The organism is Limnothrix sp. PR1529, assembly GCF_002742025.1.
Taxonomy (GTDB): Bacteria; Cyanobacteriota; Cyanobacteriia; order CACIAM-69d; family CACIAM-69d; genus CACIAM-69d.
Window position 1 is genome coordinate 18,955 of the sequence record NZ_LIRO01000009.1, and the last position, 12,329, is coordinate 31,283.

Here is a 12,329-nt window from a genome sequence, read left to right on the forward strand (position 1 = left end):
AATGGGGTTATCAGTAATAAATCATTTTGCCCCAGGATATCGCACAGAATCGCGAATCACGAATAGGCATTGTGTGGAAACTTGGCAGAGCTTTTGTGTCACCTATGTCCGAATTGCTGTTGTTTTGGCATCGAAAAGACCTGCGAATTTCCGATAATTTAGGTCTAGCCCAAGCCGTTGCTCGATCGCCCAAAGTTGTCGGTGTTTTCTGTCTTGATCCTGGAATTCTTGATCGGGATGATGTGGCTCCCGCACGGGTGGCTTATCTGATCGGTTGCTTGGCAGAATTGCAGCAAACCTATCAAGAACGGGGTGGGGATTTCCTGATCCTCAAAGGGGATCCCACGGTGGAAATTCCCAACTTAGCCGATCGCCTCGGAGCTGTGGCCGTGGCCTGGAATTGGGATGTGGAACCCTACGCCTTGCAGCGCGATCGGTCCCTGTTGGCTGCCCTGAAGGAGCGGGGCGTTGCTGCTCAAACCCAGTGGGATCAACTGCTCCATGCGCCGGATGAAATTCGCACCGGCTCCGGCACGCCCTACACGGTCTATGGGCCCTTTTGGAAAAATTGGCAGTCCCGATCGAAAGCGGCCCCAGCTCCCACGCCCGATCGCCTCTTGCCCCTCACCGAAGCTGAACGGGCCAAAACTCAGGCGATCTCGCTGCCCACTGCTCGCCAATTGGGGTATCCCTGGGATGGGCCTTGGATTTTGGAACCGGGAACCGCCGCCGCCCGATCTCGCTTGGAAACCTTCTGCCAACGGGCCATTGAAGCCTACGATCCCGATCGCAACTTCCCCGCCTTGGAGGGCACATCGGGTCTGAGCGCCGCCTTGAAATTCGGGGTGATCGGGATTCGGGAAATTTGGCAAGCCAGCGCCAGCGCCCTCGACCATGCCCGCAGCGAAGAAGCCATCAACAGCATTCGCACCTGGCAACAGGAATTAGCCTGGCGCGAGTTTTATCAACATGTGATGTATCACTTTCCCGAACTTGCGGAAGGAGCCTATCGTGCGCCTCTCAAAACTTTTCCTTGGGAGAACAACGAAGCTCTCTTTGAAGCTTGGTGCAATGGCCAAACGGGTTATCCGATCGTTGATGCGGCAATGCGTCAACTGAATGAAACCGGCTGGATGCACAACCGTTGTCGCATGATTGTGGCCAGTTTCCTAACCAAAGATTTGATCATTGATTGGCGTTGGGGCGAAAAATACTTTATGCAAAATCTGGTCGATGGCGATCTTTCGGCTAACAATGGCGGTTGGCAGTGGAGCGCTTCCAGTGGCATGGATCCGAAGCCGTTACGCATTTTTAATCCCGCTAGCCAAGCCCAAAAATTTGATGCGGAGGGTGACTATATTCGCCAGTGGGTTCCTGAGTTGCGCCGGTTGGATACGGGATCATTACTCACGGGAAAAATCACCCCGATCGAGCGGCGATCATTGGGTTATCCCGCCCCGATCGTTGATCACAAAATTCAGCAGGAACGCTTTAAGCAACTCTACAAAGCCCAAAAGGCCTAATCATCCAAATGAAGGGCTGAAAAGTCGATTGTGGGCAAGGGTTAGCAGGTTAGCGAATTAACCAATTCTCCAATTGCAATCCTTGCACGCGAGAGAGATCAGAATCGTTGGAAATCAAAATCCAGTTGTGGGCGATCGCCGTTGCTGCAACCAAAATATCTGCATCTTGAATCAAGCAACCGCGCGATCGCAGATCTGCATAGATCTCGCTAGCAATTTCCACAATTTCTGGATGCGTCACCGGCAAGATATCCACAGTTTGATAAAACCGCTGAAAAGCCGACAGCTTATTGGGCGAAGGCCTTGCAAGCAAGCCGCGCTTAATTTCGTAATAGGTTATTGCACTAATCGAGATCGATGCCCCCCGCAATTTAGCCTGATTGAATCGACTGACTGCCAAGGGATTACCCACCATGAGCGCCGTCACAATGTTGGTATCTAACAGGATTCCCATGAAGTTAATGAGTTCCGATCGCAGCTAACTCCGCTAACTCTTCCGCAGTGCAAGTTTGGGTTAATTCCGCTGTTGCAGCACTGGCAGTAGCAATGTCCGTAATTGCCTTTTGCAAAGACTCTGTTGATTGTTGTAAGACAGCTTGGCAAAGATCAGGATCAGCTATCAGTAACTCCTTCAAGTGTTCTAACAATGCCGATCGATCCACCGATTGGGCTAAGTCTGATGTCAACAAAATTGGGTCGAGTAGGCGTTCTATGCGGGCGATCGCCCGTTCTAGGCTAGGTTCTGCGGGCGCGGCCGGCTCGATCGCCCCATCCCAACCCAGGAGCGATCGCACCAAGTCCCAAATCAGCCGCAACCGATCGCCCACTGATAATCGCAGCGCTGCCGATCGCAAGTCTCCTGGGTTCATCGCTTGATCCTCCACTATTTTTAGATTTAACGAATCAGCCAATTTTCCAATCGTAACCCTTGCACGCGAGAGAGATCAGAATCATTGGAAATCAAAATCCAGTTTTGGGCAATCGCTGTTGCCGCAATCAAAATATCTGCATCTTGAATCAGGCAACCGCGCGATCGCAGATCTGCATAAATCTCGCTAGCAATTTCCACAATTTCCGGATGCGTCACTGGCAAGATATCGACCAATTGGCAAAAATCAGTAAAGGCTTGGATTTTCTTTTGCGACTTGTTCGCCAACAACCCACGCCGACATTCAAAGTAGGTAATAGCGCTAATAGCGATGGGCATAACCACAATTACCTCAAGAAACTTAGCTTTTACTGAAGTGTTGCCCTGAATGATGGCACTCACAATATTCGTATCCAGCAGATAGCCAACCAACACTATTTCCCCTCAATGATGGCTACGAGTTCTGCTTTCTCTGTGTCGGATTCTTCGGCTGCAATCTGACTAAATGTTTCCATAACTAGCCACAAGCTCACACGCTTCAGAAGCGTTTCCTCTGGTGTGGCTAAGATGGCTCGCCAACGATCGGGCGATTGCGAAAGGGAAGATGCCACCCGATTGAGTACCGGCCGTTTCAAGCCAGGATCCCAGTCGGGATGTGCCGCCAAGGCCTGGTCAATTAGTTGTTCAATCCGGGCGATCGCCTGTTCTAGGCTAGGTTCTGTGGGCGCGGTCGGCTCGATCGCCCCATCCCAGCCCAGGAGCGATCGCACTAAATCCCAAATCAGCCGCAATCGATCGCCCACTGATAACCGCAACGCGGCCGATCGCAAGTCTCCTGGATTCATTGCTTGATCCTCCATTGTTTTTTAGATTCAACGAATCAGCCAGTTTTCCAATCGTAATCCTTGCACGCGAGAGAGATCAGAATCATTGGAAATCAAAATCCAATTTTGGGCAATCGCTGTTGCCGCAATCAAAATATCTGCATCTTGAATCAAACAACCACGCGATCGCAGATCTGCATAAATCTCGCTGGCAATATTGACAATTTCGGGATGTGTGATCGGTACGATATTCACAAGCTGGCAGAATCGATCAAATAGTTCTAATTGTTTGGGTGCTGCCTTTGCTAATAGACCCCGCCGAATTTCATAGTAAGTTATGGCGCTAATGGCTACGGACTCAGTTGCCAATAACAACCGAAGCTGAGACAGCAGTTGAGAATCCCGTTTTAAAAACTCACTGACAATATTGGTATCTAGTAAATAAACCATTCGGTTTATCGCCCTTCAATCAGTTGCTGTAATTCTGCCTGATCCGCTTCAGATTCATCCTCACTGGCTGCTAGCAGGGCTTCAGTGGCTAACAGCAATGCTACTTTTTCTGATAACGCCGTCTCTGACATGGTTAATAGGGTTTGCCAATGGCTAGGGGATTGGGCAAACGTGTGGCGCAAGTTATCCAGCAGACGGGTCTTGAGTTGTGCTTGATAGTGCGGCTGGTGACTTGCCGCCTGGTCAATCAGCGGCTCAATTCGGGCGATCGCCTGTTCTAGGCTAGGTTCTGTAGGCGCGGCCGGCTCGATCGCCCCATCCCAGCCCAGGAGCGATCGCACTAAATCCCAAATCAGCCGCAACCGATCGCCCACTGATAATCGCAGCGCTGCCGATCGCAAGTCCCCTGGGTTCATCGCTTGATCCTCCACTCGATCGTCTGCTGTGATCTTGGCACAAGCGCTTCTGCAACGGGCGGTCAGCTCAAATGGCTCAGGTGGCGGCGATTGCTGGTGGTGGGAAATTGCGGATCGATCGCCGACTCAACCCGCACATAATCGCGCAATCGATAGCCCGGTTGAGGCAAGGGGCGCTGAGACGCATCGTAATACTCAGCCAAAATATCCGTCAGGCTACCGCTAGGCATCAGTTGCCGATTGTTTCAGCTCGTTATAGTTCCTCGCTTTAATCTAAACTTGCCTGAGATGAAAGGTTGAGAATAGCAAGTTGCACGATTCTTGATAAAGAGCTGACGTATTGCTTAATGTCGTATATTGTCTGTTCTAAAGTCAATTTGCTAGGGCTGTCAGTTTTGTTGTCAAGCACAAGAATTCGATGTGTTCTTTTGTGTGCAATCTCATTTCTTAAACAGGTATAGATCGTTTCACATTGCTTTCTGTTTTTCTTTTTACTTTCAGGTGAATCTGGCTTATAGGTTTCTTGATTTTTGATAAGTTCTTCTCTGTCTTTAGCGGCTTGGATGACTTCTCTAATCAAATCATCAATGTCAGCCTGTCGATCACTTCTCCCTTGATATTCATTGATTTGAAATAGCAGATTGTAAAGAAACATATAACGTGCAATCGAATCTTGGCACTGTAGGCAAAATGCATATTGTTTACAAATGGTTTTGATTTTTGGATGAGTTTCTATAAACTGGCTTGGGCCTAGAAATGACCAATCACCGACTTTTTGCGATAGAGGACTAGAACTATAGACTTGCAAAAAACATGCTGATTCACTTCCGATAAAACTATCAATAGAGCTAAACTCAGGCGGGTTGATTTCAGATACAGTGGGCTTTTGATGTTGTTCTATGATCGAACCTGTTTGTGTTGCAAAAGTTGTAAAAATCCATTCCTGGTAATCTGTAAACCACTCTTTTGCTACAGATAGATTAGATTCAAAAAAAGAAGTTTTAAGGCTTAAAATAAACTCTAAGCTCTGGTCATTGAGGATTTCAACTTTTAATTTTGATTCTTGAATTTTTGAATCGGCATCATTTTGTTGGTTCTTTTGAGAAATATTTATGATTTCTTCATTAATGCTTGGCTTGTAGCAAGAGAAATTAACTTGATATGATACAGAGCCGCAGAAGAGTTTATTGGTCATAGCTTTTCTAAGAATATGAATTGAAATTCAGGTAGTTCCTTTATTTTGAATTCTCTCAGGCCTTACTCCATGACCAATTCATGGAAGTCATTTAGTTGGTAGTGCCTGTGAAGTAATGATGCTAGTCTAGCAGCAGTCATTCACCGCTCCAGTTCATGCCTGCTTGCCCCCAGTGCCAATCCAGCCACACGGTTAAAAATGGTCGTATCCACAACGGCAAGCAACGCTTCAAATGCAAAGCCTGTGGTCGCCAGTTCATTGAGCACCCCACTCAGAAACGAGTCACACCTGAGCAGATCGCCCTCATTGATCGTCTGCTCCTAGAGCGCCTCTCCCAGGCCGCGATTGCGCGGGTCGCACAGGTCTCTGAATCCTGGATTGAATCCTATGTGGCAGTCGAAGCCGGTCGCATCCCTCGCCAGGCGCAAGTGCGCCCTAAAAAAAAAGCCGTTTAATCCTGCAACTGGATGAACTTTGGTCTTTTGTGGGTTCCAAGAAGCAAAAAGTCTGGATCTGGCTAGCGCTGGATGCCGTGACTCGCGAGGTTGTTGGGATGGTCATGGGGAATCGTTCAGCCCAGTTAGCCCAAAAGCTATGGGAGAGCTTACCGGGTGTCTATCGCCAATGTGCAGTCTGCTACACCGATTTTTGGGAAGCCTATCGCAGCGTGATTCCCAAAAAACGACATCGGCCGGTGGGCAAAGAAACCGGGTTAACGAATTACGTGGAGCGATTGAATAACACCTTGCGTCAGCGGATTAGTCGTCTAGTGCGGCGCACCCTGTCTTTTTCCAAATCCTTGGTGAATCACGAAGCAGCGATTTGGCGATTTATTCACCACTACAATGCCTCATTGCCAGTCGCTTCATAGTCCATCATTACTTCACAGGCACTACCGAAAAAAGTACGGTTTTCTGAACACGACACAAAATAACCCCAGTCGATCGCCCTGAATGAGCAACCAACTGGGGTCAAGGCATCGGGCGGCTCATCACCACCCGATCGCCCTAGGCAACTGAACCTAAACCGTCGCGGCCACCTTTTCCTCGGCAGGATTGGCATTCGCTTCCGGCGTGTTCGCTTCCGACGGCGGCACCACTTGCCAGAACTTGGGCAAGCTGTTCGCCCAGTCGGACAGGATCGCCTTCGCCTTCGGGCTGCCGGTCTTTTCGGCGTGGGCTTCGATCAGCGTCTTCAGTTGCTCCTCGCCCGCCGGGGTGCAAACGCGCTGGATCTTGACGATTTCGCCGTTCACCTTGCCGGGGAAGCTGCCGTCCTCGTCGTAGCAGTAGGCCAAGCCGCCGGTCATACCCGCGCCCACGTTGCGACCCGTGGAACCGAGCACCACGATCGTGCCGCCGGTCATGTATTCGCAGCAGTGGTCGCCCGCACCTTCGATCACCGCTTGGCCCTTGGAGTTGCGCACGCCGAACCGCTCACCGGCCCGACCGCTGGCGTAGAGCACGCCGCCAGTGGAACCGTAGAGGCAGGTATTGCCGACGATCGCATTGTGTTCCGGCGCAAAGGTGGCTTCAGCGGGCGGCCGGACAATGATTTCACCGCCGTTCATGCCCTTGCCCACGTAGTCGTTGGACTCACCAATCAGCTCCAGGGTCATGCCGTTGATGTTGAAGGCTCCGAAGCTTTGGCCGGCGCTGCCCACGAAGGTGAGGTGCAGATGCCCTTCAAAGCCCTTGTCGCCGTAGCGCTTGGCGATGTTGCCGGAAACCCGCGTGCCCACGGAGCGATCGGTGTTGACGATTTTGATCGTCTTTTGCACCGTGCCCTGGTAGCGGATCGCCCGTTGGATGTCTTCATCGCCCAGGATCGCGTTGTCCAGCACCACATCGTTGCTGTGGGGGCGGGGGCTGTGGTTCAGCCAACTGCGATCGCTCCGGCTGTCGGGCAAGTTGGTCAAGATCGACAGGTCGATCGCCTGGGTCTTGGTCAGGCTGGCATCTTCGCGCCGCTTCAGCAGGTCGGCGCGGCCAATCACCTCATCGAGGCGACGGAAGCCCAACCGAGCCAGCAACAACCGCACTTCTTGAGCCACAAAGTAGAAGAAGTTGACCACGTGATCCGGAATGCCGGGGAACCGCTTGCGCAGGTTTTCCTGTTGGCTAGTCACGCCCACGGGGCAGGTGTTCATGTGGCAAACGCGGGCCATGATGCAGCCCTCGGCGATCATGGCGATCGTGCCGAAGCCGAATTCTTCGCCACCCATCAGGGCCGCCATCAACACATCCCAGCCGGTCTTGAAGCCGCCATCAACGCGCAGAACGACGCGATCGCGCAGGCCGTTTTCCATCAGGGACTTGTGTACTTCCGCCAAGCCCAATTCCCAGGGGCTACCGGCGTGCTTGATTGAGCTGAGGGGCGAGGCTCCCGTGCCGCCGTCGTGGCCGGAAATTTGAATCACGTCGGCGTTGGCCTTGGCTACCCCGGCGGCCACCGTGCCGATGCCCACTTCGGCCACCAGCTTCACGGACACCTTGGCACGCGGGTTGATTTGGTGCAGATCAAAGATCAGTTGGGCCAAATCCTCGATCGAATAGATGTCGTGGTGGGGCGGCGGCGAAATCAGGGTTACACCGGGCTTCGATCGCCGCAGCATGGCAATGTAAGGGCTGACCTTCTTGCCGGGGAGCTGACCGCCCTCACCGGGTTTCGCCCCTTGGGCTACCTTGATTTCGATTTGCTCGGCGCTCATCAGGTATTCCGGGGTCACGCCAAAGCGCCCCGAAGCCACCTGCTTAATCGCGGAGCTGGCCGTGTCGCCGTTCCGCAGGCCCTTCAGGTGCGGGAAGGTGGCGGACAGGCCGTTTTCGTCCACATCGTTCAGGGTGGTGTAGCGGCGCGGATCTTCGCCGCCTTCGCCAGAGTTGGACTTGCCGCCAATCCGGTTCATGGCGATCGCCAGCACCTCGTGGGCTTCCGGCGACAACGCACCGAGGGACATACCACCCGTGCAGAACCGCTTCAGAATCGACTCGATCGACTCCACTTCGTCCACGGAAATCGGGCTGCGGCTGGTGTCGAAGTCCAGCAAGTCCCGCAGGGCCGTGGGCGTGCGCTGCTGCAAATAGCGCTTGTAGACGCTGTAGTGGTCGTAGGCTTCGGTGGTGAGGGCTTGGGCACCGGGCATCCATTCACCGTCGGGCGTTTGGGCCTTGAAGGCATCCACGGCCTTGTGCAGGGCCTTGGCCATTTCCGGCGAGTTCATGTGGTATTCGCCGCCCTTGCGGTACTGCACAAAGCCCATGTTTTCCAGCTTCTTAGCCGTCAGTTCGGGGAAGGCCGTCGCATGGAAGGTCATCACTTCCTGGGCCAGTTCCGCCACGCCCAAGCCACCAACGCGGGACGGCGTGCCCACAAAGGCCAGGTCAATCAGCTCGCGGCCAATCCCGATCGCCTCGAAAATTTGCGCCCCATGGTAGCTAGCCAGCAGCGAAATCCCCATCTTCGAGAGGATCTTCAGCAACCCGGCTTCCACGGCGGCCCGGTAGTTGGCCTGGGCCTGCTCGATCGAGCAGGCTGGCAACTTACCGCTGCCCATCAGGTTTTGGGTGCGATCGCTGTTCCACCAATGGCGGATGCTCTCCAAGGCCAGGTAGGGGCAAACGGCGCTGGCCCCGAAGCCCACCGCACAGGCAAAGTGGTGCGTGCTCCAGCATTGGGCCGTGTCCGCCACGATCGACACCTGCATCCGCATTCCTTGGCGGATCAAGTGGTGGTGAACCGAGCCGATCGCCACCAGCGGCGGAATGTAGGTCGTTTCCGGCGACAGGCCATCGGTGCGATCGCTCAGGATCAGGATTTCTGCCCCGCCTTGCACCGCCGCCACGGCCCGCTCTTGCAGGGCCGTAATCGCCGCCCGCAGACCCGCCGGGCCATCGGCCGTGCTGTAGAGCGTTGAAAGGGTGACCACTTGCATTCCAGACTCGGACAGCTTGCCCAGTTCCGTTTCATTCAGCACGGGCGAGCTGATCTTCAGCAGGCGGGCCGCTTCCGGAATGGGTTGCAGCAGGTTGCCGCGCCGTCCCAGGTGCATTTCCAGCGACATCACCAGCTTTTCGCGCAGGGGGTCGATCGGTGGGTTCGTCACCTGAGCAAACCGCTGCTTGAAGTAGTCATAAAGCAGGTGGGGGCGAGTCGAGAGCACCGCCAAGGGGATGTCATCGCCCATGCAGTAGGTCGGCTCCTTGCCGTTGGCCGCCATGTCCACAATCACCAAATCAATGTCCTCGGCGGTGTAGCCAAAGGCCGTTTGGTGTTGCAGCAGGCGACCCTCATCCAGGGTTTTATCGGTGGCAAAGGGTTGGGCGGTCAACTGCTGTTGATGGTCGCGCACCCAGTCGCCGTAGGGATGCTGGCGAGCCACCTTCAGCTTCAGATCCCAATTTTTCAGGACTTCACCGGCTTCTAGATCCACGGCGATCGCCTGACCGGGGCCGAGACGACCCTTTTCAAGGATGTTCTCGATCGGGATGTCCACCACACCTGCTTCCGAACCGACAATGATGTAGTCATCGCGGGTGATGCAGTAGCGGGCGGGGCGCAGACCGTTGCGATCGAGCGTTGCGCCGACGATCTTGCCATCGCCAAATACCAGCAGCGCCGGGCCATCCCAAGGTTCTTGCACCCCGCGATAGTAGTTGTAGTAATCGACGATTTCCGGGTAGTCAGCCAAATCCGGCTGATTTTCGTAGGCTTCCGGAACCAGCAGGGTGACGGCTTCCAGGATGCTGCGGCCCGATCGCACCAACAGTTCCAAGGAATTATCCAAGTTGGCCGAGTCGCTGTTTTCATAGCTGACGATCGGCTTGAGGGCGTTCAGCTCCTCGGTTGTCCAATTTTCATGGGCCAAATCCGCCTGCTTGGCCAACATCCAATTCAGGTTGCCCAGCAGAGTATTGATTTCGCCGTTGTGGCCCAGCATCCGCATCGGTTGCGCCAGGGGCCAGCGGGGCATCGTGTTAGTGCTGAAGCGTCGGTGGTAGACCGCCCAAGCGCTGGTGTAGTCCGGGTTGGTCAAGTCTTGGTAGAAGCGGCCCAAAACCTCCGATCGCACCATCCCCTTGTAAATAATCGTGTGGTTCGAGAGGGAGCAAGCGTAGAATCCTACGGACTGGGATGTGACTTTTGTATCATCCTCACCGAGGGCCTTCACCACCGCATTTCCGAGCCGACGGCGCAGTTGGTAGAGTTGCCGTTCCAGGGCATCGCCGGTTAGGGTGGATTCAATAATCACCTGCTCGATCGTTGGCAGGTTCTCGCGGGCTTGGATGCCCAGCACCTCGGGGCGGGTGGGCACGACACGCCAACCCAGCAGGGTCAAACCGACCTCCGAGATCGTTGCGTCAATGGCGGCCTTGGTTTTGGCCAGCTTGTCCGCATCCAACGGCAGGAACAACATCCCCACCGCCGTGCGATCGCGATCGATGGTCTTGCCTTCGGTGGCGGCCCACTGCTCAATCAGGGTCCAGGGAATTGCCGTCATCACCCCTGCGCCGTCGCCCGAGTCGCGATCGGCACTGCAACCGCCCCGGTGCTCCATGCAACCCAGGGCGATCAGAGCTTTCTCCACCAAGTCGTGACTGGCTTGGGCCTGGCGCTGGGCAATGAAGCCTACGCCACAGGCATCGCGCTCCTCAGTCAGGTAGCGCAACCCGGATTCCGGCATTACCGGCAACGGATTGCTGGAAAACACAGGGGCTTGGCTGGTGCGGTCACTCATAGTGGATCGGGTGGACTAGGCGATCGGGGTGAATAAAAAAACAGACAGCGAGGGCGATCGAGCCACAGCGGCAATCAGGTAGCCGCTGCTGAGATCGATCAAGTTAGAGTCGATCGGATGCGATCGAAACTACAGAGTTTGCGTTATGACTGGGTTAAAAGACCGTCTGTTGAGCTTGGTCTTGAGTCCCCGGCAAAACGACCGGAATACATAGCCAGAGGGCCTTACTGATTGTCCGGTGAACGCGGTTGCACTGGTTGTATTGGCAACTACTGATTAGCACTGATCGGTAACGATCGTGTCAATCGCTGGCGGAACCGGCATCGGGAGCACGGGGTTAGCACGCGGGCGATCGACTTCAATCCCATGACCCAGTTCAATCCCATGACCCAGGGCCAAAACCGCTGGAAGCAGAACCAGTTAACCGCGATTGGGTTGGTCGGATCGGAAGATTGGTGCGCACATCCGCCAGCACAAATCGTCATTCATCGAGTCGTACAGATGACTGGGGAGTGAGGGGGTGCACCAAAATGATTCGAGCCTTCAGGATAGTCAGCAAACCCAATTCTAAAGAAACTGTAGCGCTTTAATCTAGATCGGCCCTTGGCGTTTATGCAACTGATCGGCCAACGAATGTCGATCGGATGTTGATTGGACTCGATCTGAATTGCTAACTCAGTTGCCTAAACTGCCCGTTGACTTGCTCACCCTTGCTGCCATTTCCCCGCGAGCGAAGAGACCCGGATGGGTTTCCTAGTCCCAATCCTGCCGTTGTGCAGATCCCTGGCGGCGATTCGACCCGATCGCGCTACACTTTTGCCAGGGTTGGTTTAGCCGCCCCGCGACCTGCGCCCTTCATTTTCGCGTCCCTGCTGTCCCATGCCCATTGCCGTTGGAACGATCGAAACCCTTGGCTTTCCCTCCATCCTGGCCGCCGCCGATGCCATGGTGAAAGGCGGGCGCGTCACCCTGGTGTTCTTTGACAAGGCCGAAAAGGGCAACTTTTTCATCACCATTCGCGGCCCCGTCTCCGAGGTGGAGCGGGCCATGGAAGAAGGGATCAAAGCGGCGAAAGCGGTTTATGGCGGTCAGGTAATGAGCCACTACATCATTCCCCACCCCTACGAAAACACGGAGGGCGTGATGCCGATCGACTACACCCCCGAAAGCGAACCCCACCGCGTCACCTAAACTTTCAATTATTTTTCTGTTCAAGCGAAAACGGGAATTGGATCCAGGGATCTGAGATAGCAAAGCTGAAATGATCAAGGTGGAGCTGCATCGTGATTGCTCAAATTCAGCCTCCATTTCCGTCT

Annotated in this window: 12 protein-coding genes; 3 read left to right on the forward strand and 9 right to left on the reverse strand. The window is 54.3% G+C overall.

Translation table 11 applies throughout. The annotated features are described in order from the left end of the window. The first annotated feature begins 104 nt into the window (after positions 1-104). Complete coding sequence (locus tag AMR42_RS01440) at positions 105-1,523, forward strand: FAD-binding domain-containing protein (RefSeq protein WP_099531697.1); 1,419 nt, start codon at positions 105-107, stop codon at positions 1,521-1,523. A 49-nt stretch (positions 1,524-1,572) separates the two neighbouring features. On the opposite strand, the gene AMR42_RS01445 is transcribed toward AMR42_RS01440, so the two are convergent. The 8 genes from AMR42_RS01445 to AMR42_RS01475 form a co-directional block, all read right to left on the reverse strand. After that, positions 1,573-1,977: a type II toxin-antitoxin system VapC family toxin gene (locus tag AMR42_RS01445; RefSeq protein ID WP_099531698.1), complete on the reverse strand. Its 405-nt coding sequence runs from the start codon at positions 1,975-1,977 to the stop codon at positions 1,573-1,575. A gap of 4 nt (positions 1,978-1,981) precedes the next feature. Continuing rightward, a complete protein-coding gene (locus tag AMR42_RS01450; protein ID WP_143472886.1) occupies positions 1,982-2,392 on the reverse strand; it encodes a hypothetical protein in 411 nt (136 codons plus the stop codon). A 26-nt stretch (positions 2,393-2,418) separates the two neighbouring features. Further along, entirely contained in the window at positions 2,419-2,826 is a 408-nt protein-coding gene (locus AMR42_RS01455; protein ID WP_234406466.1) for a type II toxin-antitoxin system VapC family toxin, read from the reverse strand. Then, positions 2,826-3,236, reverse strand: coding sequence for a hypothetical protein (locus tag AMR42_RS01460; RefSeq protein ID WP_143472887.1), 411 nt, complete (start codon positions 3,234-3,236; stop codon positions 2,826-2,828). Before AMR42_RS01460 ends, AMR42_RS01455 begins: the two co-directional genes overlap by 1 nt. Positions 3,237-3,263: 27 nt before the next feature. Then, positions 3,264-3,665 carry a type II toxin-antitoxin system VapC family toxin gene (locus tag AMR42_RS01465; protein WP_099531701.1) on the reverse strand — a complete coding sequence of 134 codons (402 nt, stop codon included), beginning with the start codon at positions 3,663-3,665 and terminating at the stop codon, positions 3,264-3,266. 5 nt (positions 3,666-3,670) lie between these two features. Then, a complete protein-coding gene (locus AMR42_RS01470) occupies positions 3,671-4,081 on the reverse strand; it encodes a hypothetical protein (RefSeq protein WP_143472888.1) in 411 nt (136 codons plus the stop codon). A 62-nt stretch (positions 4,082-4,143) separates the two neighbouring features. Next, entirely contained in the window at positions 4,144-4,311 is a 168-nt protein-coding gene (locus AMR42_RS20130) for a hypothetical protein (RefSeq protein ID WP_158234317.1), read from the reverse strand. Positions 4,312-4,349: 38 nt separating this feature from the next. Next, on the reverse strand, positions 4,350-5,276 hold the full coding sequence (locus tag AMR42_RS01475) for a hypothetical protein (protein WP_099531703.1): 927 nt from the start codon (positions 5,274-5,276) through the stop codon (positions 4,350-4,352). Positions 5,277-5,431: 155 nt separating this feature from the next. Between AMR42_RS01475 and AMR42_RS01480 the strand changes: the two genes are divergently transcribed. After that, positions 5,432-6,147 (forward strand): IS1 family transposase gene (locus tag AMR42_RS01480; protein ID WP_234406468.1). Its coding sequence is split into 2 segments (ribosomal slippage): positions 5,432-5,717 and positions 5,717-6,147, totalling 717 coding nucleotides; the frame shifts between segments, so codons are not numbered across the junction. A 150-nt stretch (positions 6,148-6,297) separates the two neighbouring features. Here AMR42_RS01480 and AMR42_RS01485 read toward each other — a convergent pair. Beyond that, a complete protein-coding gene (locus tag AMR42_RS01485) occupies positions 6,298-10,959 on the reverse strand; it encodes a glutamate synthase-related protein (protein WP_234406511.1) in 4,662 nt (1,553 codons plus the stop codon). A 933-nt stretch (positions 10,960-11,892) separates the two neighbouring features. Here AMR42_RS01485 and AMR42_RS01490 point away from each other — a divergent pair. Further along, the gene (locus AMR42_RS01490) at positions 11,893-12,204 is read left to right on the forward strand and encodes a carbon dioxide-concentrating mechanism protein CcmK (RefSeq protein ID WP_099531705.1); all 312 of its coding nucleotides are present in this window, start codon (positions 11,893-11,895) and stop codon (positions 12,202-12,204) included. Positions 12,205-12,329 lie beyond the last annotated feature (125 nt).

What these genes read in the sequence shown, in the direction of transcription:
- AMR42_RS01440 (WP_099531697.1), top strand. Translation starts at nt 105, where the DNA reads ATGTCCGAATTGCTGTTGTTTTGGCATCGAAAAGACCTGCGAATTTCC.
- AMR42_RS01445 (WP_099531698.1), bottom strand. Translation starts at nt 1,977, where the DNA reads ATGGGAATCCTGTTAGATACCAACATTGTGACGGCGCTCATGGTGGGT.
- AMR42_RS01450 (WP_143472886.1), bottom strand. Translation starts at nt 2,392, where the DNA reads ATGAACCCAGGAGACTTGCGATCGGCAGCGCTGCGATTATCAGTGGGC.
- AMR42_RS01460 (WP_143472887.1), bottom strand. Translation starts at nt 3,236, where the DNA reads ATGAATCCAGGAGACTTGCGATCGGCCGCGTTGCGGTTATCAGTGGGC.
- AMR42_RS01465 (WP_099531701.1), bottom strand. Translation starts at nt 3,665, where the DNA reads ATGGTTTATTTACTAGATACCAATATTGTCAGTGAGTTTTTAAAACGG.
- AMR42_RS01470 (WP_143472888.1), bottom strand. Translation starts at nt 4,081, where the DNA reads ATGAACCCAGGGGACTTGCGATCGGCAGCGCTGCGATTATCAGTGGGC.
- AMR42_RS20130 (WP_158234317.1), bottom strand. Translation starts at nt 4,311, where the DNA reads ATGCCTAGCGGTAGCCTGACGGATATTTTGGCTGAGTATTACGATGCG.
- AMR42_RS01475 (WP_099531703.1), bottom strand. Translation starts at nt 5,276, where the DNA reads ATGACCAATAAACTCTTCTGCGGCTCTGTATCATATCAAGTTAATTTC.
- AMR42_RS01485 (WP_234406511.1), bottom strand. Translation starts at nt 10,959, where the DNA reads ATGCCGGAATCCGGGTTGCGCTACCTGACTGAGGAGCGCGATGCCTGT.
- AMR42_RS01490 (WP_099531705.1), top strand. Translation starts at nt 11,893, where the DNA reads ATGCCCATTGCCGTTGGAACGATCGAAACCCTTGGCTTTCCCTCCATC.